Source organism: Compostibacillus humi (genome assembly GCF_014637175.1).
GTDB classification, from domain to species: Bacteria; Bacillota; Bacilli; order Bacillales; family Amphibacillaceae; genus Oceanobacillus; species Oceanobacillus humi.
Genome location: NZ_BMEV01000047.1, coordinates 1 through 26869, shown reverse-complemented (window position 1 = coordinate 26869; position 26869 = coordinate 1). Strand labels below are relative to the sequence as shown.

At 38.9% G+C, this 26869-nt stretch carries 24 protein-coding genes and 2 pseudogenes; 12 read left to right on the top strand and 14 right to left on the bottom strand.

Going from position 1 to position 26869, the window contains the following annotated elements; all coding sequences use genetic code 11:
- Positions 1 to 189: pseudogene (locus tag IEV18_RS12005) on the top strand (IS110 family transposase); the annotation flags it as partial.
- A 533-nt stretch (positions 190 to 722) separates the two neighbouring features.
- Positions 723 to 935, top strand: coding sequence for a dihydrodipicolinate synthase family protein (locus tag IEV18_RS17615; protein WP_373281919.1), 213 nt, complete (start codon positions 723 to 725; stop codon positions 933 to 935).
- A gap of 363 nt (positions 936 to 1298) precedes the next feature.
- Here IEV18_RS17615 and IEV18_RS11995 read toward each other — a convergent pair whose 3' ends face one another.
- The 9 genes from IEV18_RS11995 to IEV18_RS11955 form a co-directional block, all read right to left on the bottom strand.
- On the bottom strand, positions 1299 to 2282 hold the full coding sequence (locus IEV18_RS11995) for an ABC transporter ATP-binding protein (protein WP_188392622.1): 984 nt from the start codon (positions 2280 to 2282) through the stop codon (positions 1299 to 1301).
- Positions 2283 to 2284: 2 nt separating this feature from the next.
- Complete coding sequence (locus tag IEV18_RS11990; protein WP_188392621.1) at positions 2285 to 3265, bottom strand: ABC transporter ATP-binding protein; 981 nt, start codon at positions 3263 to 3265, stop codon at positions 2285 to 2287.
- Between the two features lie 24 nt (positions 3266 to 3289).
- The gene (locus tag IEV18_RS11985) at positions 3290 to 4579 is read right to left on the bottom strand and encodes an aspartate aminotransferase family protein (protein WP_188392620.1); all 1290 of its coding nucleotides are present in this window, start codon (positions 4577 to 4579) and stop codon (positions 3290 to 3292) included.
- 18 nt (positions 4580 to 4597) lie between these two features.
- Positions 4598 to 5779 carry a hypothetical protein gene (locus IEV18_RS11980; protein WP_188392619.1) on the bottom strand — a complete coding sequence of 394 codons (1182 nt, stop codon included), beginning with the start codon at positions 5777 to 5779 and terminating at the stop codon, positions 4598 to 4600.
- Positions 5776 to 6705 (bottom strand): succinylglutamate desuccinylase/aspartoacylase family protein, encoded by a 930-nt coding sequence (locus tag IEV18_RS11975; RefSeq protein ID WP_188392618.1) that lies wholly within the window; start codon positions 6703 to 6705, stop codon positions 5776 to 5778. The genes IEV18_RS11980 and IEV18_RS11975 overlap by 4 nt, the downstream gene beginning before the upstream one ends.
- 19 nt (positions 6706 to 6724) lie before the next feature.
- A complete protein-coding gene (gene nikC / locus IEV18_RS11970) occupies positions 6725 to 7552 on the bottom strand; it encodes a nickel transporter permease (RefSeq protein WP_188392617.1) in 828 nt (275 codons plus the stop codon).
- A gap of 17 nt (positions 7553 to 7569) precedes the next feature.
- Positions 7570 to 8553 carry an ABC transporter permease gene (locus IEV18_RS11965; RefSeq protein WP_188392616.1) on the bottom strand — a complete coding sequence of 328 codons (984 nt, stop codon included), beginning with the start codon at positions 8551 to 8553 and terminating at the stop codon, positions 7570 to 7572.
- 57 nt (positions 8554 to 8610) lie between these two features.
- Positions 8611 to 10188: an ABC transporter substrate-binding protein gene (locus tag IEV18_RS11960; RefSeq protein ID WP_188392615.1), complete on the bottom strand. Its 1578-nt coding sequence runs from the start codon at positions 10186 to 10188 to the stop codon at positions 8611 to 8613.
- A gap of 168 nt (positions 10189 to 10356) precedes the next feature.
- On the bottom strand, positions 10357 to 10689 hold the full coding sequence (locus IEV18_RS11955) for a DUF3870 domain-containing protein (protein WP_188392614.1): 333 nt from the start codon (positions 10687 to 10689) through the stop codon (positions 10357 to 10359).
- A gap of 368 nt (positions 10690 to 11057) precedes the next feature.
- Here IEV18_RS11955 and IEV18_RS11950 point away from each other — a divergent pair, with 368 nt between their 5' ends.
- The 10 genes from IEV18_RS11950 (at position 11058) to IEV18_RS11905 (ending at position 21491) form a co-directional block, all read left to right on the top strand.
- Positions 11058 to 11783, top strand: coding sequence for a GntR family transcriptional regulator (locus IEV18_RS11950; RefSeq protein ID WP_188392613.1), 726 nt, complete (start codon positions 11058 to 11060; stop codon positions 11781 to 11783).
- Between the two features lie 92 nt (positions 11784 to 11875).
- A complete protein-coding gene (locus IEV18_RS11945; protein ID WP_188392612.1) occupies positions 11876 to 12511 on the top strand; it encodes an ECF transporter S component in 636 nt (211 codons plus the stop codon).
- Positions 12486 to 14222, top strand: coding sequence for an ABC transporter ATP-binding protein (locus IEV18_RS11940; RefSeq protein ID WP_188392611.1), 1737 nt, complete (start codon positions 12486 to 12488; stop codon positions 14220 to 14222). Before IEV18_RS11945 ends, IEV18_RS11940 begins: the two co-directional genes overlap by 26 nt.
- The gene (locus tag IEV18_RS11935) at positions 14219 to 14989 is read left to right on the top strand and encodes an energy-coupling factor transporter transmembrane component T family protein (RefSeq protein WP_188392610.1); all 771 of its coding nucleotides are present in this window, start codon (positions 14219 to 14221) and stop codon (positions 14987 to 14989) included. Before IEV18_RS11940 ends, IEV18_RS11935 begins: the two co-directional genes overlap by 4 nt.
- A 15-nt stretch (positions 14990 to 15004) precedes the next feature.
- Entirely contained in the window at positions 15005 to 15796 is a 792-nt protein-coding gene (locus tag IEV18_RS11930; protein WP_188392609.1) for a 2-phosphosulfolactate phosphatase, read from the top strand.
- On the top strand, positions 15793 to 16638 hold the full coding sequence (locus IEV18_RS11925) for a nucleoside phosphorylase (protein ID WP_188392608.1): 846 nt from the start codon (positions 15793 to 15795) through the stop codon (positions 16636 to 16638). The genes IEV18_RS11930 and IEV18_RS11925 overlap by 4 nt, the downstream gene beginning before the upstream one ends.
- 18 nt (positions 16639 to 16656) lie before the next feature.
- Positions 16657 to 18111, top strand: coding sequence for an NAD-dependent succinate-semialdehyde dehydrogenase (locus IEV18_RS11920; RefSeq protein ID WP_188392607.1), 1455 nt, complete (start codon positions 16657 to 16659; stop codon positions 18109 to 18111).
- Positions 18112 to 18117: 6 nt separating this feature from the next.
- Positions 18118 to 19839, top strand: coding sequence for a dihydroxy-acid dehydratase (locus tag IEV18_RS11915; protein WP_229733649.1), 1722 nt, complete (start codon positions 18118 to 18120; stop codon positions 19837 to 19839).
- Positions 19840 to 19938: 99 nt separating this feature from the next.
- Entirely contained in the window at positions 19939 to 20724 is a 786-nt protein-coding gene (locus IEV18_RS11910) for an MTAP family purine nucleoside phosphorylase (RefSeq protein WP_188392606.1), read from the top strand.
- Complete coding sequence (locus IEV18_RS11905; protein ID WP_188392605.1) at positions 20724 to 21491, top strand: MTAP family purine nucleoside phosphorylase; 768 nt, start codon at positions 20724 to 20726, stop codon at positions 21489 to 21491. The genes IEV18_RS11910 and IEV18_RS11905 overlap by 1 nt, the downstream gene beginning before the upstream one ends.
- A gap of 227 nt (positions 21492 to 21718) precedes the next feature.
- Here IEV18_RS11905 and IEV18_RS11900 read toward each other — a convergent pair whose 3' ends face one another.
- From IEV18_RS11900 to IEV18_RS11880, 5 genes and pseudogenes are all read right to left on the bottom strand, one after another.
- The gene (locus IEV18_RS11900; RefSeq protein ID WP_188392604.1) at positions 21719 to 22111 is read right to left on the bottom strand and encodes a hypothetical protein; all 393 of its coding nucleotides are present in this window, start codon (positions 22109 to 22111) and stop codon (positions 21719 to 21721) included.
- A gap of 128 nt (positions 22112 to 22239) precedes the next feature.
- A complete protein-coding gene (istB, locus tag IEV18_RS11895) occupies positions 22240 to 22962 on the bottom strand; it encodes an IS21-like element helper ATPase IstB (RefSeq protein ID WP_188392624.1) in 723 nt (240 codons plus the stop codon).
- A complete protein-coding gene (gene istA, locus IEV18_RS11890) occupies positions 22963 to 24456 on the bottom strand; it encodes an IS21 family transposase (protein ID WP_188392603.1) in 1494 nt (497 codons plus the stop codon).
- Between the two features lie 289 nt (positions 24457 to 24745).
- Positions 24746 to 25912 (bottom strand): nucleotide sugar dehydrogenase, encoded by a 1167-nt coding sequence (locus IEV18_RS11885; RefSeq protein WP_188392602.1) that lies wholly within the window; start codon positions 25910 to 25912, stop codon positions 24746 to 24748.
- Between the two features lie 30 nt (positions 25913 to 25942).
- Positions 25943 to 26758 (bottom strand): annotated as a pseudogene (locus IEV18_RS11880) (NAD-dependent epimerase/dehydratase family protein); the annotation flags it as partial.
- Positions 26759 to 26869: the final 111 nt, after the last annotated feature.

Here is a 26869-nt window from a genome sequence, read left to right as displayed (position 1 = left end):
ACATTTAAGGCACTACACAGTTACTACACGACCCGCCCCGACAACCCTTTGAAAAAACAACAATCACTGATTGCTTTGTGTGGGAAACTCTTACGTGTACTGTTTGTGATCGGCAGGAAACAATGTGAATTTGATGGAAATAAACTCTTAAAAGGGTTACCTCAAATTGAAGATTTACAGGCAGCTTAAGCAATTACGAAGTAAATTGAATCAATACACCTGTTTTTTTGAATGAACAAACACCAACAATGCAGAGTCGGAGCTTATTTTCACCATTCGGGCACTAGACCCAGCTTAGGAGCTTTTTCCGACCTCCACCTTGTGGATACGCAGGACGAAGGAATGTATGGATCAAAATCCCGTGATACATGGGAGGGTGAGCGACCATAAGTTGTGTGGAGAATAGGGCAAGGTCATATCTTTTTTCAACCAAATGTTCACAATTTGGCTGTTAGGATGGATTAAACCCCGTTTGAATATTCTGCACTCTTTGCATAAGCTCTGTCCACAAATACATTCAAAAAACGAAGTTTGAGCAATTCTAAGAAAACAGGAGCATTTTGAAGAAAAACGAAGTATATAGAGGGAGGTCCAAATGAAGTAAAACAAGATATTATAAAGGCAAAACAACTAGGTGGCGGATGCATTTATGGTAATGCCAACACCATATGTACGACCTTCTGAAAAGGATGTTGAAAAATATATAAATGAATTAGCTACTATTGGGATACTTTTATTATTTTAATACACCGATCAAATCTGGATTTACAATGTCACCGCAGTTAATTAAACGTCTATCAGATGTTGATGGAATAATTGGAGTAAAGGAATCTTCAGGGGATTTAATACAATTACAAAAAATTAAACAAATTAAAGATCCTTCATTCAAAATTTTTATGGAGGGCACACGAATTATTTACCTTCAGTTATTTTAGGAGCAGATGGAGGGTTACTTGCTTCTGCTGCATTGTTTCCAGAACTGATTCTGGCTTTGGAAAAGGCAATAAATAAAAGACAGTTAAATTTTGCTCAACAATTGCATTATACAGTGGTGTCTTTATCGGATTTCCTATATCGTGCTTCTCATCCAGTTCCATTAGAATATGTAACAGTAAATATACAAGCAACTAATATCTATTGCATTAGTAAAGTAAAGGCCAGCCGGAACAATCTCCGGATGGCCTTTTTACAACTCATTCCGCTTGTATTCCATTTCAGGCTTAGTAGTACAATAGAACAGACCGACAGTAACCATCAAAGTCGTTATATTACAGATTTATACAACACTTTTGCATGTTTCAAGAATTAGTAGGTACCTCATTTGTCTCCATTTCTCGTTTGTACTTTTCGATTAGACTACATCTGGAAAAGTGTCCCTCACCAACTTCAACAAAAGGCGGAACTTCTTTACATATGTCTTCCGCCAAAGGGCAGCGGGTGCGAAAGCCGCATCCGGAAGGCGGGTTAGCCGGAGACGGTACATCTCCTCGTAAAATGATACGGTCTCTTTTCTGCTTGATGTCGGTAGACGGGATTGCAGAAAGCAGAGATTTCGTATAAGGATGGGATGTTTCCTCAAAGACTTGGTCCACATTCCCCTGTTCGACAATTTTTCCTAAATACATGACGGATACTTCATCACATAAGTAATTGACCACGCTCAAATCATGGGATATAAATAAATACGTTAAGTTAAATTCCTTTTGCAGCTTCTTCAATAAATTTAAAATTTGCGATTGGATGGAAACGTCCAATGCAGAAACTGCTTCATCTAGAATGACTAATTTCGGGTTTAGCATAAGGCTTCTCGCTATACAAATCCTCTGTCTTTGTCCGCCGCTAAATTCATGGGGATAGCGATCCGCATACTTTTCGTCGAGCCCCACAATTTCCAGCATTTCCTTCGCTTTTCTTTCCCGCTCATTTTTCGTGCCGATATTATATATATTCAATGGCTCCATCAGGCTCTGAATTATCTTCATCTTTGGGTGCAATGAAGCATACGGATCCTGAAATACCATTTGAATATTTTTTCTTTGTTGCCATAGTTCTTTTTTGGATATGTTCACTAAATCTATGCCATTAAACAAAATCGAGCCGGAAGTTGGTTCAATTAAACGAATTAGCATGCGAGCCGTCGTAGACTTCCCACATCCGCTTTCTCCAACTAATCCATAGGTTTGTCCTTCTTTTATATTAAAGCTGACTCCGTCCACCGCTTTTACATATTGGTTTTTCCCGACTTTAAAATGTTTTTTTAGGTCTTTAATCTCTACGAGCATATTTACACCTCTTCTTCTTCATATAGCCAGCAGCGGCACGAACCGTTTTTCAGCTGCAACAGTTTCGGCCCTTCCAGGCATTTCTCGAAGAAAAATTCACATCTTTCCTGATAACGGCATCCATTTATTTCTTTGCTTGGATGTGGGACATTTCCTTTAATGTAATGCAAATCTTGATCCCTTTTTCCAATTTCCGGAATGGACGCTAACAATCCTTTCGAATAAGGATGTTTTGGATTGGTGAAAAACTCTTCTTTGTCCGCTTTTTCAACGACTTGGCCGGAATACATGACAAGGACTCGGTCGCACATTTCCGCAACGACTCCTAAATCGTGGGTAATTAAAATCAGACTCATTTTCCGCTCTTCGGTCAGCTTTTTTAATAGTTCCAAGATTTGTGCCTGGATTGTAACATCGAGAGCGGTTGTCGGTTCATCGGCGATCAGCACTTTTGGATTGCAGGAAATGGCCATCGCAATCATGACACGTTGCCTCATTCCGCCGGAAAGTTGGTGCGGATATTCGTCTTTAATCTCGTCAGGTCTTGGTATGCCAACTTGTTTCAGCAATTCCACGACACGAGCTTCTACTTCCTTCCTTGAAATATCTTTTTCATGATTTTTAATAATACGGCCTATTTGGTCTCCAATCGTATAAACCGGATTTAAGGAGGTCATTGGCTCCTGAAATACCATCGAAATGTCTTTGCCCCTAATTTTTCGGAGCTGCTTCGGTTTTAGCTTGACTAAATCTTGTTCTTGGAAGTAGATATGTCCATCCGTTATTTTACTGATTCTTTTCGGAAGCAGTCCCATCACAGACAATGAGGTCACACTTTTCCCGCATCCTGATTCGCCGACAATCCCCAAAATTTCCCCTTCTTTTAATTCAAAAGAAACGTTCCTGACTGCTTGGAAGTTTCCTTGCGATGTATTAAATTCAACTGTTAATGATTCTACTGAAAGGACACTTTGTGTAGTCATAGGTACTCTCTCCTTAAAGTTAAACTATTTCAAACTTTTTAAGGCAGTATCTATCCGCTCTACCAATTTTTCCAATGCTTCTCCTTTATGGGAATAGCTGAGTTTATGGTGAGATAGTGTTTTTCCGCTTACCAAGCAGTTCAATTCAAATAATTTTCCGCTGAATTTAGCAAAAGTTTCGTGGTCTGTACGTGCAGCCTGACGATACGTTTCGACAGGAGTATCCGAGAAATACCAATGTACGTGTCCTCCCCGGCCCTTCATGACACCATTGATGCCATAGCGGGAACAGCTGTTATTAAATTCATTTATTAGCTGTTCTGTCATTTCATGAAGTTCCTCAAGGATAGTTCCATCCTCCAACAGCTCGAAAACCGCCTTTGCTGCTGCTAAAGATACTTGATGACCGTTATACGTACCGACAAAACCGGTCTTTCCGCCAGGAGCAGCAACTTCCATCACTTCCCGTTTGCCTGCGACTGCTGCCAGCACATAGCCATTCGCTATTGCTTTTCCAAAAGTGGACAAGTCTGGTTTTACTCCAAAGTATTGCTGCGCCCCGCCTAAGCTCAAGCGAAATCCGGTCAATAATTCATCAAATACGAGCAAAATATCGAGTTCATCACATAGCGCCCTCAAATTCTTTAAATACTCTGGGTCAGGCTCGATAAATCCGACATCAATCATTACCGGTTCTAAAATAACACAAGCCAAACGATGGGCTTCTCTTCGCAAAATATTCTCTGTCTCTTCCCATTTATTAAACGGAATAACTACTGTCGATTCAACAACTTTTGGATCCAGCCCGCCTGTTCCCGGTAAAGGAATTGGATTATGTTCCTCCCCTGCTTTCGTCAAATCTGGCCAAGCACTGACAAATACATGATCCGTCCAGCCGTTATAAGCCCCTTCACAGACAGCGATATCATTTTTTCCGGTGTACGCTCTCGCCATTTGGATTACATGGGTTATCGCCTCTGTACCTGTGTTAGTAAAACGGACTTGATCATGATCGACAAATTGAAGGAACTTTTCCGAGACGTCAATGCTTAATTCTGTTTCTGACCCTGTGACAAGGCCATCCGGAAGATATTTATTAAACAACTCAACAAACGGTTCATAGTTATGTCCGAAAATAATCGAACCATTTCCCATAATTAAATCAATATATTCATTGCCATCCACATCCGTAATGTAAGGTCCTTTCGCCTTTGTAAAATATAATGGATGCGGTGCCCTTGCTCTTGAATTCGAGTGAACTCCGCCAGGAATAACACTTTTTGCCCGATTATATAATTCTAGTGATTTTTGCATTGATAATCCTCCTAGACTTTAGACAAAATATCGTACTGATTGAACGCATAACATGTTTTCTAAAAGAAAACGGTAAAACTCAACATATTTTTCAGGTTCTAATTGGTCCATCATGTCAGAAACTGCTTCCTGACCTCTCCAATAGGAGTAAATAAATGGACCTCTAAAGTAATGGCTAATAAACCGGAAACGGGAAGAAGCCCAATTTTTATTGCCGAATCCGTAATACATTAAGTAATCGATTACTTTATCCTTTTCCATGTTTTGAACGTGATAGTAATACGCTGCATTTAGCGCCGTCTTTGAACGGATTTGCTGCAAAAGGAGAAAAATTCTTTCATCTAGCGTCTTATCCCAGCCCAATAGCCTGATGCCATTATCTCCAATTCCTTCAAAAATCGGGCTGCTTGCCGTATTCGTAAATACGAGGCCTGCATCTAGCGGAATCCGCTCCTCTTTCAGCAACTTCTCCCGAATCGTCATATGGGTAGTGTGGCCTGGGAACGATTCGTGTACAGCCAAATGCTGCAGCTGAAAACTTGTATAAGATAAATCGCCGTTAATATAGATTTTCTTCCCTAAATAGTCACAGTACGCATTAAAGGGAACATCATGTACAACTTCGAATTCGACAGACACATGTTCTAATTCATGAAAGCCGAATTCCAGCAGTTGATTCTTTGCCTTTTGTAAATAATGGTCTCCAACTTCTTTGATATTCTTCACCTGGAATAAGCTTTCCCAATCCTGCACCCGCTCGGACAGCGAAGCCTCTTGAATGCCTTTTTCCGTTAGCAATGCATCGAGTTGATGCCGATCTGCTTCCATTTCTTCTTCAGAAATAGGATTTTCATTTACTTTCAAAAACTGATGTACTTTTTCAGGAAAGCCCATCGCCTTACCGTTTTGCCATTGTGCGATTTTTTTTACAGAATTTATCTGCTGCAGCATATACGTTTTTCTGAAAGAGCGATGCATAAAACTGTATTCCCGCTCCAGTTTTTCCAAATGGTCGATGACTTCTTTCCAATTGTCAAAGTTTTTCCCTTCCACATCCGTCAGTTGAATAGGAAGAAGCCCTTCTTTCCGGAAACTTGCCTCGCCATCATCCGATCTCCGGCGAAAAAGCTGATCCATCCCTATCGCAACAGCAACGTATTCTTTCGCCAGTGTAAAATCTTCCTTGCTGTATGCTTTCATTCGTTACCCTCAGCTGTATCTAAATTTCCAATCATAAATGCATAATCACCAGGATGGACCTTATTCAGCTGTCCGCGCATTAAAATGACAAAGTTTTTCTCAAATGGAGTATAAATTTCCTCCACAACTTCATAGGTTAATGGATTGTACGTCGTAGCTAATAATTGTCTTCCTTCAATCACCTTATTGACCATATCAAACTCAAAGTTAGGTACCATTAATCCGCCCTGGCCTGCCAGAATGTTAGCGATTTCGGTCATGACAATCTGATCATCCCGATGTTTCACTTCCCCTTCAATGACACCCTTTTGTCTTAACATATTTAAGATGCCATCCACATTGCGGCGGATATGCTCTTTCGTATTCGGCCCTCCGCCAACTTCCAATGTTACAGAAGGAACACCTCTTGCTATTGTTACCTCAGCAGTCGTACCTTCATAATGTACCTTTGGTCTGTATAACACTTTCGAACCGAATGCCCGGGAGAATTCCTCATCATTTAAGATATAGACATAATCTACAATCGGAAAAGCTCCGCCAGCGTGAATATCTATAAAAATATCAATTGTATTCAAAAATTCTTCCGTAATTTTGCTTGCTAACTTGGAAGACAATTGTCCGTTCGGATCGCCCGGGAACAGCCGGTTTAAATTATTGCCGTCAATTGGCGTATGTCTCGTTAGTGTTTCAAATGCCAATGGATTGGCAACAGGCAAGAAACGAATCGTTCCTTTAATTTCCTGGTCTTTTAAGATATTGATTAATTGGCGAATTACTTCAACCCCTATAATTTCATCTCCATGAATCGCCGCACTAATCCCAACCGTCGGTCCTTCCATGCCGATTAAATTGTGAACCGGCAAGCTTAATTTATTCCCGTTCGCCAAATAACAAACATCGATTGTTTCTACTTTATATTTTGTCATTCTGTTCCACGCTCCTTAGTTATTTGTTTAATTTCGGATCGGTTATATCCCTCAAACCATCCCCCAGCAAATTAAAGCCAAGGACGGTAATCATAATGGCTATTCCTGGAAAAACTGATAAGTATGGCGCATTTCGAATAAAATCCAAACCTACGGATAACGTCCAGCCCCAGCTTGGTTCAGGCGGCTGAATCCCTAAGCCTAAAAAGCTTAACGTAGCCTCCGCCACTATCGCCACACCTAGTCCTAAAGTTGCCACGACGATAATAGGAGCTGTTACATTCGGCAATATGTACTTAAAGATGATTCTTAAATTGCTTGCTCCCATCGTAATCGCAGCCTGCACATACTCCTCTTCCTTTACGGCCAATACGGTAGAACGCACAACCCTTGCATAATTCGTCCAGTAAACTAAACCGAGCGCAATTACGACGTTTCCAAGGCCTGGTCCAAGAGCAGCAACTAATGCGATCGCCAATAAAATGACAGGGAAAGAGAGAAAAATATCTACGATTCTCATAATTATCGTGTCTACCCACTTGCCATAATAGCCGGAAATTAGTCCCAATAAGACCCCGATAGTCATGGCGACAGATACGGATATAAATCCTACAAATAGGGATACTCTAGCCCCATACAATAGTCTGGTGAGTAAATCACGTCCAAATTCATCGGTACCTAACAAATGCTCTGAATTTGGGCTAATTAATCGCTTGCTCATGTCCATTTCCGTCGGGTCATACGGTGTTAAATAAGGGGCAAATATGGCAGCTAGAATAACGAGGGAAATAATTGTAAAGCCAATCACGACAGATTTATTTTTTACATACCTCTTTAGCTGTTTCACTAATGATGTTCCCCCTCTCAATTATGTCTGATTTTCGGATTAATCCGCGCATACAATAGATCGACGATTAAGTTTACTAAGGCAAATAATAAAGCAATCGTAAGGACAACCCCTTGTACAATCGGGAAATCCCGCTGTGAAATGGAAGATATAACTAAACTTCCCAGACCCGGCCAGCCAAAAATCGTTTCCGTTACGATGGCTCCGCCCAACAAGTTGCCAAATTGCAGCCCGACGATCGTAATTACGGGAAGAAGGGCATTTCTGAACGCATATTTCATGACGATCAGAAACTCAATCGTTCCGCCCGCACGCATAGTGCGAATGTAATCCATATCTAGCACTTCAATCATCGTCGACCTGATCATACGGGTAATCATCGCTGATCCCATAACTCCCAGGGAGAGAGCAGGCAAAAACAAATGTTTTAAACTAGCGAATAAAACGGAAAAACTTCCCGTTGTAAATAAATGGATAAATCCCTCCGTTAACGGTTCCCCTCGGCCAAAGGACGGGAACCAGCCTAAATGGACGGAAAATCCCATAATTAGTAAAACTCCGAGCCAGAAAACCGGCATCGATATCCCGAGCTGGGCAAAAAACATGGAAAAATAATCTAGAAATGTATTTTGTCTTACAGCCGCAATGATTCCTAACGGAACTGCAATGATAAGGGAGATTAATAGGGAACATACCGCTAACTCAATCGTTGCTGGCAATGCCGTTAATATGATGGTTGACACTTCTTCTCCCCGAAAGATGGAAGTTCCTAAGTCAAAGGTGACAATACTGCCTAAATAATTAAATAATTGTACAGGCAGGGGGTCGTTTAATCCTAAATTCTCCTGTAACCGTTCTATTTCTTCAGGGGTTGCTTCCTGTCCAAGCAGAACCGTCGCAGGATCACCTGGTATCATATGCAGCAGCAAAAAGGAAATCACTGCAATACCGAGCAAGACGGGAATTAACTGAAGCAAACGACGCAAAATATATTTCTTCAAAGTGTATCCCCCCATTCTTTTGAAAACAATGGAGAGTTATACAACTCTCCATTGTCTTTAATTATTAATCTTGGCATCCCGAAGAGACTTAAAGTACCCGCCCGGATGTACCGTAAACCCTTCAAGCTCCTTCACGTGCATTACAACATATCCTTGATAAAGAACAACGTTATATGCGACCTCTTCAGTGACAATTTTTGCGGCCTGCGCATAAATTTCTGCTCTTTCATTTTGATCGATCGTTGTTCTTCCTTTTTCTAACAGTTCGTCAACTTCCGGATTGCTGTAGCTGCCGTAGTTCGATCCGCCTTCGGAATGGAACTGATTGAACATTGCCCGGTCCGGATCAACTAAGTTCAACCAGCCAAGCAATGCAACCTGATAGTCACCTGTTTGCATGCTTTCCTGGAAAGATGGCCATTCCTGAGTTTCGACAGAAGTGTCAATTCCAATACTTTGCAATTCATATTGCAAGAATTCTACAGCCTGCATTCTGTTTGGATCCTCTGTATGCGTCTTCAGTACAACAGAGAGCTTGTTGCCATCTCGTTCTCTAATTCCATCTCCATCTTCATCCACCCAGCCGGCATCTTCAAGAACCGATTGGGCTAACTCCGGATTATATTCATATCCTTCAATTGCATCGGTATATGCCCAGCTTGACGGAATGAGCGGTGATTTGCCCGGCTGGTCCATTCCTGCATAAATATCATTGGCAATCGATTCTTTGTTCACTGCATGGGAAATCGCTACACGAACAGCTTCCTCCCCAATGGTCGGATCTTCAAAATTAAAGTTCAAATACGTATGACCTAAACCAGTCGTTTGATGAACGACAAAGCGGTCATCGCTTTCTATCCGTCCAATATCCTGCGGAGAAACTGGGGAATGCAGCAAATCGATATCCCCTGCTTCTAAAGCAGATACTCTTGTTGTATTATCCGGAATAATGTAGTAAACAATTTTTTCTGTGGCAGGTTCTCCGTTAAAGTATTCGGCATTCGCTTCAAAATGGATTTCGCTTCCTCTCTTCCAATCTGTCATTTTGTACGGACCGGTACCTACAGGATTATTCGCAAAATCAGCATTATCAGCTAAATGTTCCGGTACAATCCCAATATTTAAATAGGAGAGAAGCGGTGCATACGGTTCACTCGTTTTAATCTCCACCGTATATTCATCGACTACATTCACCGATTCAATTGGTTCGTACAAAGAGCGATATGGCGCATTAAAACTTTCGTCTAGAATGGAATCAAACGTAAACTTGACGTCATCAGCGGTAAACGGTTCCCCGTCATGGAATGTTACGTCCTCTCTTAAATGAAAGATATACGTTAATTCATCGGGATTTTCCCATGACTCAGCTAAAGCTGGTTGTGGAACTAAATTTTCATCCAACTCCACTAATCCGTCGAAGACAATTTCAGTTACCCGGGAGGCAGAGGAATCATTGGCAAGGCGCGGATCCATCGTTCCCGGATCTACATCTAACCCAACGCGAATAACGTCTCCGGATACATTACTTCCTCCATTCCCATTACTACTTTCAGTGGCTGAATCGTCTCCTCCACTACATGCTGCTAAGACAACTGCAACAAACAAAACTAGAATTCCTGCAAAAATCTTCTTCATTTAGACACCCCTTTGTGAATTTTCTGTAATATATAGATAATAAAAAACCACAATTGTATAAATAGAACCAACACGAAAAAAATGGTTGATTCAATTAACAATCGTGGTCCTCATTCTTAGCAATATAAAGGGTCAGTTTATACTGCGTAATGATTTCCATCCAATATTCTATTTTGCTACTAACAGGGAACTCTTGTAATTTAAATATTGATTGTACGCATCATTGATCGCCGATATAATGGCCTTTTTTCCCATGCCAAAATATCTGTTTTCGAATTCCCTGATCGGCTCTTCTAAGCCCTTGTCCATTTCCCACCCATTAAAAATATTTTCTAGAAATGTACTGCACATATCGGTGACAAATGTTGCTGATGTATTGACGATTCTCCCGGTTGAAGCATCAATCTCAAAACCAACACCCATGCCACCAAATACAGCTCTGGCAGACATTCCTTCCGGCAGACGCGAATAGCCAACACACATGATAGTATTATTTGTCATATTACCACCTGCCTGTTATTTATTCTTAATTATAACAAACCCCCTCCTACTGTCAACGATTTTTTGGTTTTTTCAGTCAGGTATTTTTATTCAAAAAATTACCTTTTTCCTGTGACTAAGGAATGACGTTAAAAAATACCCGGATTGATAGGGACGGGTCTAAATAAAATTCATCGTGGTTTCAAAATAAAATAAAATTTACATTTACAAGTTCAAGCAAAAATATCCTATAAGAAACGGCATTGATATGCACAAAAATTAAAAATAAGTAAATTATAAAAATAATGTTGATAATTTTTAAAATATTTCATATAATCAGTCGTAGGACGACTGACGTATGATGTCAAAAAACTAATAAGGGAATGAAGATGATGAAACTTACGAACCGCAGTCTTTATTTACAAGCGAGGGATTTGATTTATGAGCTGATTAGTGATTATCCTCCAATGGTGAAAATTCCATCTGAGCAAAAATTGTCAGAACAGCTTGGTGTGAGCAGAAATACAATTCGTGAAGCTATTCGCACGCTGGAACAAGAAGGAATTTTATTTAGTCGGCAAGGTGTGGGCACCTTTGTCATTGGTTCAAAAAAGAATCTAAAAACAAATATTGCCACACTTGAGAGCTCTACCAACATTATTCTTTCACAGGGTTATAAACCTGGAACTAAAATTATTAAAACTGACATTATTAATCCAGATTCCCATGTAGGTGATAAACTGGCACTTAATGAAAATGACCAAATCTTCTATATTGAACGGGTCAGGTTAGCAGATGAAGAGCCTGTTGTATATGTCGAGGATTACATTCCGTATAAACCAGGAATGGAAAATAAATATAAAGCTAATTATTACGAATCTTTACTGATTTTCCTCGAGGAATTCGATCTTGATGTTGCTTTTTCAATCTGTTCCATAAAGGCAGTCATTAGTGACGAAAAGGTAGAACAAAAATTGGAACTCGATTCCAAACAAGCTCTGTTGTTATTACAACAAACACATATTTCAAAAAATGGCACACCCGTCTTATATTCTGACAGTTACTATTTAAGCGAGAAATTTGAGTTCAATGTAATACGGAAACGAGTTCTGTAGTTTAAGGAGGTTGGTTAATCGGCTAAAGCAATTATTCTAACGTGATTTTAGATTTGTCCACCGAGCTCAATAATTTATAAGGAGGATTTTAAATGGGGGAAGTTGTATCTAAAAAACGCAAAATGAAGGGGCTTACAACTGTTGATATTGTTTTAATGGCAATTTTGGCAATTGTAAATGGTGTGGCATTGACTTATTTAGCTATGTTGAACCAAATGCTGACTGCGATTGGAGGTCCAATTTTAACTTCAGTAACTTTGGGACTTTACGCAGTATCCGGGGTTTTAGCAGGTTATATCATTCGTAAGCCAGGAGCAGCATTTTTCACTTTGACTCTTGCAGGGGTCATTCAAGTATTATCAGGGAATCCGAATGGTTTAATTTCCATCACTGCAGCAACGACCGATGGGTTGGGGGCAGAAATAGGGTATGCATTGTTTCGTTATAAACGTTGGGATTGGTTAAGTACAGCCGTTGCAGGTCTATTAACAATTCCGGCTTGGTTTGTTATTTCAGCCTTTTGGTTCGGTTACTACACTTGGGGTTGGACCATCTTGATTATTGCATTTTGTGTCCGTTTAGTCAGCGGGGTTATTCTTGCGGGATGGTTAAGCAAAGTTCTAGGTGATGTGTTAACTAAAATAGGCATATTAAATGGCTTTCAAATTGCCAAGGATGCAAAGAAAAAAAGGAGGATAGCAAATGGATCCGATTATCAAGCTCGATAATGTGACGTACACTTACGAGGATGAAGAAGAACCTGTTTTGAAAAATGTTTCGCTTGAAATATATAAGGGAGAATTTGTTCTTATTATTGGGCCAAGCGGATCCGGAAAAAGTACCCTCTGCCAAACTTTTAACGGAATTATACCTAATATAATGGAAGGAGAAATATCCGGACAAGTTTTAGTAGATGGTAAAAATGTGCTTGAACTAAATGTAAAAGATCTTGCAGAAAGTATGGGTATGGTGTTTCAAGATCCAGATGCACAACTATGCAATATTTATGTAGAAGATGAAGTTGCATTTGCGCCTGAAAATTTAAAAATCGATCCAGCTGAAATAATGAGACGAATTGAAGATTCCCTTGAAAAAGTGAGATTGAAAGGATTTAATTATCGCAAGGTCCATGAATTGTCAGGAGGACAGAAACAGAAAGTGGGCATTGCTTCTGTCCTCTCGATGAAACCGAATATTCTCGTTTTAGATAATGCTACTGCCAATTTAGATCCTCAAGCAACGAGAGAAATTTTTGAACTACTTAATATATTGAATAAAGATTTCGGTCATACGATTATCATTGTTGAAAGCAAAATTGACGAAGTGATGCATCTTGCTGATCGGGTTATCGTAATCGAGGATGGGCAAGTCGTTTCATCAGGCTCGCCTAGAGATTTACTTGAAACTTCAATTGATAAACTTATAGATATGGGGGTATGGGTGCCGGAAATATCAGAATTAGCAGTAAAATTATCAGAACAAGGATTTAAATTTAATAAATTCCCTATCACTGTTCATGAAGCGAAACAAGAGTTGAAGCGCAGTTGGAACAGACCTTTTTTAATAAGTAGCAATAAAGTGGAAGAAATGTCTAAGAGCCGTAATGTATATTCAGTTCAAAATCTTAGCTATACGTATCCAAGTGGAACACAAGCACTTAATAATGTCAGTTTTAATATTAAGCAAGGAGATTTTGTAGCCATTTTAGGAACAAATGGATCTGGCAAAACGACTTTAGTCAAACATTTGATGGGTATTATGAAGCCTCCAAAAGGAACTGTTTTTTTCAAAGATGAAGATATACACGAGAAAAGACTGCTCGATATGACGGAACATGTTGGATATGTATTCCAAAATCCAGAACATCAATTTGTCACGGATAATGTTCTGGAAGAAACAATCTATAGTCTTCTTGTTGATTACGGAATTGAGAAAGGTGAAAAAATTCCGGAAGAAATAATTGGAAAAGGTAAAGAAGCACTTGAAAGTATTAACCTCTGGGATTCAAGAGATAAGCACCCCTTTAACTTAAGCGGAGGAGAAAAGAGAAGATTAAGTGTTGTCGCATCACTTATTACTGGCCAAGATGTTGTAATTCTTGATGAACCGACAACCGGACAAGATTATGCAAGTGCTACAAAGTTATTAGAGCTATGTGACAACCTTAATAAACAGGGTAAGACCGTAATTATGATTACCCATGATATCCGCCTTGTATGCAAATGGGCCAAAAAAGCTTTAGTTATGAATAACGGAAATCTAATATATGACGGTGAAATCAGTCAGTTATTTTTGCATGAAGATATATTGAGAAAAGCATCATTAGTCGAACCCCCTATTTCCCAATTAGCAAAGCAACTATCTCCATTCCCATTAAAGCGTGCTGTAATCACTGTTGATGAGTTTTTCAGTGAGGAAGAAAGGGTGCAAGTACAATGAGTTGGGCTTTCCAGTATCAAGAAAAAAAATCCTTCATGAATAATATTGATCCTGTTTCAAAATTGATTTGGATGGTTTGTATTTCTGTATTAGTCTTCCTATATGAAACGCCGCTTCCGCAATTTTATCTGCTAATGGCAACAATTTTATTGGCACTTACTCTTGCAAACCTAAGTTTAACATTTATATTACGCGGGATATGGATCATGATTCTTTTCAGTACTGGTTTTTTTGTTCTCCAACTTATATTCGTTCCAGGTCACACTGTCTTGTTCTATGTAGGACCGCTGCCAATATATTCGGAATCTCTTAATTTTGCAACTGCAATAACATTACGTATATTGACCATATTTATGTCATCCTTTATTTTTGTTGTTTCCACCGACCCGCGAGATATCGTATTAGCACTTACCCAAAAATTCAAGGTTCCCTACCGTTTTGCATATGCAATTTTCGTAGCTCTTCGATTTGTACCTACTATTGAAAGTGAAGCAAGGGTAATTGAATCAGCACAAATTATTAGAGGTGTTGGAAAGCAAAAAGGCTTGAAGAATAAAGTAGAAAACTTTAAACGATTTAGTATGCCTTTATTAATGGGGGCCATTCGTAGGGTGCGAATAACCGCAAACACAATGGACTCTAAAGGATACGGCGCTTATCGTGACCGAACTTACATTAGAACAGTTTCTATTACTACTAAAGGAAAGATATTTGCTGCTATTTGGGTTTTAACCCTAATTTTTGCAATAGTATTAAAAATCATTTAAACGGGGAGTGATTTTTTGAGAAATCTAATATTCGATGTTGCTTTTTCATCAAAAGATATCAAACCTAACCAATCACAGGTTTGTGTCCTTGTGGATGTAATTAGGGCCACTACTGCAATGATTGTAATGCTAGAGAAGGGATGCTCCGAAATCATTTTAACAAAAGATGAAAAGCCACAAATGGAGAAACATTCTTATTTATCCAGTCCCGACACATTGATTTGCGCAGAGGAACCTGAAGGCACAATTTCTAAATATGCGGATTTCAGTCCTTCCCTTAGTTCCATCTATGAACAAAATATTAAAGGCAAACGGATTCTGCTAAAGACAACGAATGGTACGCTTGCTGGATTAAATTTATGGAAAGCCGGTTTCAGAAATATTCTGATTGGTTGCATGCATAATGCCAAAGCCGTCATGGATAAGGCTGTAAGTATGGCACTAGAGTTAGATAGCAATATTACAATTGTTTGTGCCGGAAGAGAAAACAGTACTATTGCTGCACTTGATGATGCTTATACTGCCGGCGTTCTGTTAAAATACGGGGCGAAAGCTGCGGAGGCAAACCATTGTACACCAATTCTAAAAGATTCCGCAAAAATGAGCAGCCATTTGCTCTCTATCTATCAAAATACAAAAGTAGCTTTTGAGAATTCGGGCAGTGGCGAAACAATGAGAAGAATCAATTGTTTAGAAGATATATCAATTTGTGCCATGGAAAATCTCTCAAGTATTGCACCAGTATTATCTATGACCGAGGATGAAAAGATTCAAGTTAAGAATGTAAAAGAGGAGGTTTTAAAATGAATAAATGGAAATCTAAAGCAACGAAACCAGTCATGGAGGATGGATTACAATATCATATCCGCTGTAAGAAAGGGGATATCGCAAAGTATGTGTTACTGCCAGGTGATCCTGAGCGTGTAAACATGATTGGAGAAGAATGGGATGAAGCCCGTGCTGTAGCAAACTACCGTGAACATCGAACTTTCACTGGGAAAATTGATGGAATAGACATTACCGCTTGCTCTACTGGAGCCGGCGGAGGGTCAACTGCTAGTGCCTTTGAAGAACTGGCAGTACTCGGTGGTGATACCTTCATAAGGGTTGGAACTACTGCTGCTATTCAAGAAGAAATAAACCCAGGAGATTTGATTATTTCTTCAGGTGCAGTGCGCCATGATGGTACAAGTTCTTTTTACGTAGATGATCGATACCCGGCAAGCGCACATTATGAGGTAATTGCAGCACTTGTTCAAGCGGCAGAGCAGCTTGGTTATCGATATCATGTAGGAGTTTCATGTTCTACCGCTTCCTGGTATTGCGGTCAAGGCAGACCTGGTTTCAAAAATTTTAAACAATCCTTTTTTGAAAATAAGGTAGATGACTTGAAGCGTGCTGGAGTTTTAAATTTCGAGATGGAGGCAGCTACTATTTTTACATTAGCAGGGTTATATAATCTGCGTGCAGGATCCGTATGTACTGTTGTTGCGAATCGTATTAGAGATGAATTTGAATACGGCGGCATCGAAAAGAGCATACGGACTGCAAACTTAGCAGTAAAAATATTGGCAAATTGGGATGAACTGAGACAAAAAAACGGTAAAAAATATTGGTTCCCTTTGTTGGAATCTAAAATTACAACATAATAAAGGGGCGATGTTTATATGCTAGTTGATACAAAATACGGAATGTTTATCGACGGAGAGTGGGTTCATGCCGGCAATCGGGCAGTAATTGATGTCGTTAATCCAGCAACCCTTGAAAAAATTGCAGAGGTCCCCTTAGGCTCTGCAGATGATGCAAAAATGGCGATTCAATCAGCTAAAGAAGCGTTTGAACCATGGGCGGATTTAACAGCCAGGGAAAGGTCTGGTTACCTTTATCGTGCCTATGAACTGATGTTGCAACAGAAAGAGAAATTAGCCGAATTATTAACCCTTGAGCAAGGGAAACCATTAAAAGAAGCCCTTGCAGAAATTGAATTTGCAGCCAGCTTTCTCCTTTGGTATGCAGAGGAAGGAAACCGAGTCTATGGGGAAACGATTCCATCTTCAAAGAAAAATAAGAGACTGTGGGCTATCCCTCAACCGATAGGCGTTGTAGCAGCTATTACACCTTGGAATTTCCCTTCTGCTATGGTGACAAGAAAAATAGCACCTGCTCTTGCTGCCGGATGTACGGTTGTACTAAAACCAGCTGAACAAACACCTTTAAGTGCAATTGAGATTATGAAGATTTTTGAAGAAGTAGGATTACCGAGGGGTGTAGTAAATCTAATTACCGGTAATCCGGCAGAAATAGGGGAAGTGTTACTAAATAGTAAGGATGTAAAATCCATTACTTTTACTGGTTCTACTGAAGTCGGCAAGCTGCTGATGAAAGGCAGCGCATCTAATCTCAAAAAAGTATCCCTCGAACTTGGAGGACATGCACCTTTGCTCGTTTTGGAGGATGCAGATTTGGATTTAGCTGCAGAACAAGCGTTGGCTAGCAAGTTTAGAAATTGTGGTCAAACATGTATTTGTACGAACAGAATTTTTGTCCATGAAAATATCAAAGAAGTTTTCCTGGAGAAACTAGTAAATAAAGTTAGGAATCTGAAAATGGGAGAAGGACTTAATGTAAAAACTGATATTGGTCCTCTAATTAACGAAAGTGCTCTGAAAAAAGTTACGGATCATGTTAATGATGCCCATCGCAAAGGAGCAGAAATTTTAATTGGGGGCAAAGAATGGGATGGTCCAGGTGGTTACTACTTTGAACCAACAGTCCTTTCAAATGTCACTAGAGACATGAAAATTATGAATGAGGAAACCTTTGGACCAGTAGTCCCAGTTTATTCCTTTGAGAAACTTGATGATGCTATAAGTGTTGCTAATGATACTGATTATGGACTCGCAGCCTTTGTGTTTACGAATGATTTTAATAAAGCAATCTACGTGTCTGAGAAACTTCAATATGGAATAGTAGGAATTAATGACGTATTCCCCGGAACAGCAGAAGCTCCATTCGGCGGCATCAAAGAGTCTGGGTTCGGGAAAGAAGGCGGTCACCAAGGGATAAAGGAATTCCTTGAATGGAAATATATTTCTGCTGCAGTTAAAGACTTAGGCAGGTGATTAATAGTGGGTAAAACATCTTACGGTGACAATGAATTTAGCGAATTTATCCGGATGGCTTTCCGCAGGCATCTTGGCCATGATGAATCTGACTTTGAAAAACCTGTAATCGGGATATGCAATACTTTTAGTGAAATTAACCACTGCCACAGTCACATTAAACCGTTAGTCGAAGCAATTAAACAAGGTGTAATTATGGAAGGGGGAATTCCCTTGGAATTCCCCACCATTTCTATTGGGGAAATGTTTACAAGTCCAACGACAATGCTTTACAGGAATCTTGTTGCCATGGATACGGAAGAAATGATAAAGGCACAGCCAATAGACGGAACTGTACTGATTGGGGGGTGTGATAAAATGACACCTGCCCAATTAATGGGAGCAGTGAGCGCCAATAAACCTGCTATTTTGTTCACTGGCGGACCAATGGCAAACGGAGAGTATAAAGGAAAAACTTTAGGGGCTTGTTCCGATTGTCGTCACTACTGGCAAGAATATAAAGCCGGAACAATTAGCGAAACTGAGATTAATGAAATTAATGCAAGATTAGCCCCTACTGCAGGCCATTGTATGGTAATGGGATCTGCAAGTACAATTTCAGCATGTGCTGAGGCTCTTGGAATGATGTTGCCAGGTGCTGCTGCAACACCTGCAACAATGAATGAACGGATGCGCCTAGCAAAGGAAACAGGAAAAGCTATTGTCCGGTTAGTAAAACAAAATATTAGGCCAGCTGAAATTATAACGGAGAGGGCAATGGAAAATGCCATTCGCCTTTTGATGGCAATAGGTGGTTCAACAAATGCCGTCATTCATCTAACAGCAATAGCAAGAAGGCTTGGCCTAAATATAGATCTGAATACTTTTGAAGAAATCAGCCGCTCCACACCAATAATCGCTAATATTAGACCGAACGGAAAATACCAAATGGAAGACCTTTATTATGCAGGGGGTATTCCTGCCGTTTTAAAGGAAATGGCACCGTTATTAAACTTAGACGAATTAACAGTAACTGGCATGACGTTAGGTGAAAATATAAAGAATGTTGAAATTGACCCTGTATATCGGGATATTATTGCACCATTGGATAAGCCACTACACAATAGTGGCGGGATTGCTGTATTAAAAGGGAATTTATGCCCAGATGGGGCACTTATTAAACCGAAAGCGGTTATTGATAAAAAATTATTAAAACACAAAGGAAAAGCGGTCGTTTTTTCATCAATTCAAGAAATGGAAAATCGCATAAATGATCCCGATTTGGAGGTAACTCCTGATAGTATTCTAGTACTCCAAAATGCAGGTCCAGTTGGTGCCCCTGGTATGCCAGAGGCTGGCATGATACCAATTCCTGAAAAATTATTAAAAATGGGAATAAGAGATATGGTCAGGATATCTGACTGTAGGATGAGCGGCACAGCGTTTGGTACTGTCATACTACACGCAGCGCCTGAAGCAGCGGTAGGCGGACCGATTGGACTTATTCGTGATGGAGATTGGATTGAACTTGATGTAGAAAATCGAAAACTTGAATTGTTAGTTTCTGAAGAAGAATTGGAAGAGCGAAGGCAAAATTGGCATCCACCAAAAATATCCGCAGAACGCGGATACACTTGGCTATATCAACAACATGTTTTACAAGCCAATGAAGGGTGCGATTTTGATTTTATGCAGGACAAAAATCTAAACCTTAAAAAACGTCTTGCATATAGAGGACATGCAGAATAAAAAAATTCAAACGTCATCGTATAATACTATCTTTCAATTTTCGTATTCTACATCCATGCGCTTCAAATGTTTGTAATTCATATGAAGGGAGGTAATTAGTTGAAAATCGGCCTAATAGGAGGTACTGGTTTCTATGACTTATTTGAATCATTAGAAGAGCAACACGTAAGTACAGATTATGGCAATATTATTCTTTACATTACCGAACATTCAGGCAAAGAAGTGATTTTTTTGCCAAGACATGGTATGACACACGGTGTTCTGGCACCATACGTAAATTATAAAGGAAATATGCAGGCTTTAAAACAAATGGGTGTTAATAAAATTATAGCATTGTCAGCAGTTGGCTCTATAAATCCAAATATTTCTGTTGGCAGTCTCACATTATTGGACCAATTTGTAGACTTTACTAAAAGAAGAGATTTTACCTATGGAAAATTTTCGGCAGATATGTCCGAACCATTTTGCTCAGACTTAAAAAGTTTTATTAAAATGGCAGCAAAATCAAATAACCAAAAACTATACGAAGATGCAAAATTAATATGTGTTGACGGACCGATTTATGAAACCCGATCAGAACTACAACTTTTCTCTTCCTGGGGGATGGATGTAGTTGGCATGACCAATTCAACGGAGGCAATCTTAGCTAGGGAACTGGGGATGTGCTATGCCGTTGTCACGCTTTCAACTGACATTGCAACTGGATTTTCTGATATACCGCCAGATTTAGAAACCCATAAAATTGTTGCCCAAGAAAATATTGATAAAGCAGCAAAATTAATATTTAAAGCCGTTTCAATTATATCCGATTTAAAAACATGTTCCTGTGCAGATTCCTATGAGGAATATCAAAAAAATATTTTAACCAGTAAGGAGAAGGTTTGATGAAGATAGGAATTATCGGTGGAACTGGTTTTTACAACTTAATTGATGGAATGGAAGAACAGGCAATTACCACGAATTATGGTGACGTTCATGTATATAGGGCGTACAAGGGAAATAATGAAGTCATATTTTTGCCTAGACATGGAAAATATCATGATAAGCTTGCGCCTCAAGTAAATTATCGAGCAAACATGAAAGCTTTGAGAATGCTAGAGGTTGATCGGGTGGTTGCAGTAACTGCAGTTGGTGCAATCAATAAAAAGTTTACGTTAGGTACGATTGCAATTTTAGATCAATTTATCGATTTTACAACCCGGATAAGGACATATGGCAAATTTTCAGCTGATATTAATAATCCTTTTTGTCCCGAAATGCAAAAAATTATTATTCAAGCTGCTAAAAATATCGGTCAAAAACTGGAAAAAGAGGCTAAACTTATATGTGTAGAAGGTCCACGATATGAAACTAAGGCTGAAATTGAGTTGTTTCATCAGTGGGGAATGGATGTGGTCGGTATGACCACATCTACCGAAGCATCTCTAGCAAGAGAATTAGGAATTTGTTATGCTGCTGTGGCCCATGTAACGAATATGGCCGCTGGTATTTCTGATCAAAAACTTTCTTTAAAAGCCCATAAAGAAGCCGGAAAAATTAATAACCAAAAACTAAAAGAACTGATTACTGAAGCTTTAGAACTTATGAAACCTAGAGAGTCTTGCTCTTGTATTGAGCCATATGAAAAGGCAGTGTTAGCAGGAAAAATATAATTTTCCGCTTCCCCTGGGACATCTCAGAAAGAAAATGGTTCCAAGCATTCTAGTTTGCTTGGAACCAATTTTCTGTTGAAGCGGGATAAAGACTTCTTCCACCGTAATGGGCTGAAGAGGTAGCATTCGTAATCTTTTCCAGTCCATAGCGGACGTTAGACTCATTTTTATCGTGCCTAAATAAGCTTCGTGTGGAAAAACGCTACTTTCCCCTTCACCCTATCCTTTTATAACTCCAGCAAAATCCCGGTTTTATCATCTTTCGGCTTCAGTCTTGGATATCGGACACAGTCAGGGTCATCCGCTTCTCTCTTTTCCACTTCTTCCAATAGTTTATCCAATCCTTTTTCAAATGCGATGGCAGCGGATTTTGCCCAGGCATCTTTCTCTCCATGATCCACTGGCAGAAGCAATCCATCGCTCAGCAGAAGGATTTTCTGCACTCGTTTTAAAGATACTTTTCCATAATCCAAATGGTTTAAAGCTTCCTCACTGCCGTCAATAATTCCGTATCCTTCGTCGGTATTATATTTTGCACGGTTTGCTTTTAATAGATCACTCACTTTTTCCCGCGCTTCTTTTACTGAAAGTTCTTTATTTTTCTCTCGCAATCGAATCATTTCATCCACAACCGTCTGATCCAAATATTGAATCAAATCATAGGTTAGTGTTCTAAATGGGTCTGTTTTTGGCAAGTAAGAAATGTATGAAATGGCAATTAAAAATGCATAACCCTTGCCAAAATTCCTTACTGATTAAATGAGATTGAATCTTTATAACGGTGACTTTCACCATTAAAAATAATCAAATGGGAGTGATGTATCAGTCTGTCAATGGTAGCCTCGGTTAAAATTGGATCGCCAAAGACATTATTCCATTGTCCAAACTGTAAGTTTGTTGTTACGATAATACTTTTTGTTTCATAACACATAGAAATCACTTGAAATAATAACTCTGCTCCTTGTTTATGTAACGGGATGTACCCCAACTCATCCAAAATCAAAAGATCTATTTTTTCTATTTGTCTAAGGAACTTTCCTAAAGTTCCTTTTTCATTCGCTTCTAATAATGCATTTACCAAACTAGCTACAGTATAGAATTTTGCCTGCTTTCTTTGTTTTTTAATGACATTGAGGGAGATAAGGGTTGAAAGGAATGTTTTTCCGGTTCCAACCCCACCATAAAAGATAAGATTCTCTTGGTTTTTGATAAATTCTCCCTCTAAGATATATTCCCTTGTGATTCCAGGTGCTAACTGAACATCTTTCCAATCAAAAGCTTTATCGGAAATTTTTGGTAATGTCGCTTGTTTCAGTAATAAATTTATTCTTCTCTCATCTCTATGTTGCACTTCGTGCTGAAAGAGCTTCAATAAAAATTCTTCATGGGTGCTTGCTTTAATCGTATGATAATTTGCTGGAATCCAGCTTAGTTTCAACCTTTTGGCATATTTCTTGATTTGTGTTTCCAGTTATACTTCACCTCCAGTTGACTGAAATAAACGGTCATAATGGTTGACTCCCCTAGAGGTATTAGGCATATTTGGAACTCTTATTTTTGGCTTTATAGGATCCCTTATACCTCTCCCATTGATCAACTGATAAAAAATATGTTTTATAGATTCTATATCTGGATGACCACGTTGGGTGGCAAGCCGTAGGGCTTGCGTGGAAATTTCAAAATTATGTTCTTTTAGTAAGACAGACAATAGCTGCAGTGCTTCCTTTTTCTCCTGAATCGTACAATTAGAAAAGTAGTTTTTCCATTCATTAGCCATCTTGTCATACTTTAGAGCGTTTGGCCTTTTTGCCATTAGAGTAAGATATGGTTGCCATTTCATTGATTTTTGCTTTTTGCCATACAGGCGCTCATGTTTGATGATAGATTCATAGTTTTCAGTTAATATTTCTATTTCTTTATATGATATTTTTGCCAAAACCATTTGTTTGGCAAAACGTGGAGAAGTAGAATAAAGTTTGTTATCAATTCGAATAAAACCATATTTATCTGCTTTTAACTGTTCGTAACGAACGCATTCAAATTCTTTTGCTGGTAATTGGAGAAAGAATTCCTTTTCTTCCTCAAATAATTCAGCGATAGTTTTGCCTTTTTGATAGTGTGGACGTTGAAAATCTTTTTCACACTTTTCCCAAAGAGAATCATTAAAGGAATCTAAATCATTAACCGTTTGTTCTGGAAGGAAGAAATTGTTTCGAATATATTTTACCTTTGCTTCTACATTCCCTTTTTCATTTCCACTTGCTGGATTACAAAATTCACACTTAAAACCATAATGTAATACAAAACGCTGAAAGTCTTCTGTAAGTTCTCTTTCACCGTTTGGTAAAATTCTTTTCACCGCTGGTGAAAGATTATCAAAGCGTATTACCCTTGGAACTTGACCCATATAATGGAACATCCGCTTTAATCCTTCTAAGAAACATTCTCTATTCTGCGAAGGTAATACTTGAACATATGCCCCATTACTGTTTGGAAAAGAAAGAACGAGAAAAGGAAGATTTACATGCTCTCCTTTATAAATAAATGGAGCTTCTCCAAAATCCACTTGAGCTGTAGCTGGTCTGCCCTCTAATGGAAGAGCTGCAGACTCATTCTCTGCCATTAGCTCCTTCTTTCTTTTGGAAACATAAAGCCGGACCGACCGGTCTGAACCTTTAAAGTCATATTGTTCTTTCAACATCTCATACATTCTTTTTGCTGTTCTCCGGTATTTTTTCTTCTTTTTTAAGTCCTCTTTAATCCATTGATCTAGTATAGGTTTTACAGGGTCCATTACTCTAGCTTTACGCTTTTGTTTCCTTTTGGAAGGATTGAAGTCCTCCATTTCCGCATATTTTTTAACAGTCCTAGGGTCAAGATTCATCCTTCTAGCAATATCTGAATAAGAGCAACCTTTATGATTTGCTTCAAGTCTGATATAATCTATTTCAGCCACTGCTAACATCTCCTATATACCTCCCGTTGAACTTGTTGCCCAACTAGGAGGGTAGTGTATTTAGAGAATGTTGGCAAGTGGTTTTTTTATTTATGGGGCTGTCCAGAAAGTCGTATTTCGACTTCTGGAAGCCCTCTTTTCATGTTTCAAAATCTTGATATATCAATATTCTTGTTTATCGCCTCTTTGGAAATTTTTACTTTTCGGACACCCTCATAAATTAATTGCCAAACAGTACATTTTTATTTTGCCATAAACATGGGTCCCCGATTTAGGACCCATTCCATATATATTCATATTAATCCCTGCTAAACAAATCTCTCGTATATACTTTTTCTTTTACAGCCTTCAATTCTTCAGATATACGGTTAGCTACGATAACATCGCTGATTTCTTTAAATTCATCAAAATGATGAACTACCCGGAAGCCTTCAAATTCCTCCGCATTTAATGTTGGTTCATAAATAACCACTTCGACATCTTTATTTCTTATCCGCTCAATTACCCCTTGAATAGCAGACTGGCGGAAGTTGTCCGACTCTGTTTTCATCGTTAATCGGTAAATTCCGACTGTCTTTGGATTTCTTTGTAAAATCATATTGGCAATATGGTCTTTTCTCGTGTCATTCGCTTTAACGATAGCGGTAATAATATTGTTTGGAACGTCTTTAAAATTGGCAAGCAGCTGTTTCGTATCTTTAGGCAAACAGTATCCGCCGTACCCGAAGGATGGGTTATTATAGTGATTGCCAATGCGCGGATCAAGCCCAATTCCTTCAATAATCTGCTTACTATCTAACCCATTTAATTCTGCATACGTATCTAATTCATTAAAGAAGGAAACCCGCATGGCAAGATAGGTATTGGCAAACAATTTAATTGCTTCCGCTTCCGTGGAATCGGTAAACAGAACAGGGATATCTTCTTTTAATGCTCCCTGTACTAATAAATCGGCAAATTTCTTTGCCCGCTCTGATTTTTCTCCTACAATAATCCGGGACGGAAATAAGTTATCGTACAATGCCCTTCCTTCCCTAAGGAATTCAGGGGAGAAAATAATATTATTGGTATTGAATTTCTCATTCACGGCTTTTGTATATCCAACCGGGATTGTGGATTTTATGACCATTGTTGTGTTTGGATTAATGGATAAAACCTGTTCAATCACGGATTCCACACTGCTGGTGTCAAAGTAGTTCTTTTCCGGATCGTAATTTGTAGGTGTAGAGATAATAACGTATTCTGCATCCTTAAATGCTTTTTCTGGGTCTGTAGTTGCTGTTAAGTTGAGTTCTTTTGTTGCTAAAAACTCTTCTATCTCCTTATCCGCGATTGGGGACTTTTTATCGTTAATCATATCTACTTTTTCTTGTAGAATATCCAGTGCGATTACTTCATTATGTTGGGCTAACAGGACGGCGTTGGATAGTCCAACGTATCCTGTGCCTGCGATTGTGATTTTCATTAAATACACTTCCTTATTAAATTCGACTCTTTATTTTACGTTATAGTAATCGACATACCAATCAGCAAACTTTTGCAAACCTTCTTCAATTGGTGTCTGCGGTTTGAATCCTACAGCTTCTTGCAGCAATTTAGTTGATGCATAAGTTGCAGGTACATCTCCAGCTTTCATTGGCTCATAAATCTTATCAAATTCGACTTTTCTGCCTAATGCATTGCTCAGTGCTTTCTCTAATGTATGAATAAATACCATCAATTTCTCTGGATTGTTATTTCCGATGTTGAACACATTATGCTTCACGCCTTCTCCTTGTGGTGGGTTACAGAGTAAACGTACAATGCCCTCAACAATATCATCAATATATGTAAAGTCACGATACAGGTCGTTCTCAAAATCACCATTATTAAAGATTCTAATTGGTTCCCCGTTAAAATACTTGTTAGCAAAGCCGAAATATGCCATATCTGGACGCCCCATTGGTCCATACACAGTGAAAAATCTTAAACCTGTTGCAGGGATATTGTACAAATGACTATAGGTATGAGCCATTAGTTCGTTTGACTTTTTCGTGGAAGCATATAATGAAACTGGTGTATCTACAAAATCTGTTTCTTCAAAGGGTACTTTCTTATTAGCACCGTATACTGAACTAGATGATGCATATACTAAATGATTCACCGGATGACGACGACAAGCCTCTAATATATTATAGAAGCCGATAATATTGCTTTGGATATAAACATCCGGATTCTCGATGGAATACCTGACTCCAGCTTGTGCGGCTAAATTCACGACTATATCTGGTTTGTATTCTTCAAAAATCTTTAAAACAGTTTCTTTATTAGACCCGAGTTCGACAGTTGCTAGGTAAACGAATGCCCCTCAAAGCTTTGTGTATCAAGGTTTTGAGGGGTAAAAAAGGCATAATTATTGTGTTACTAGCTTTTCGGTTTGATT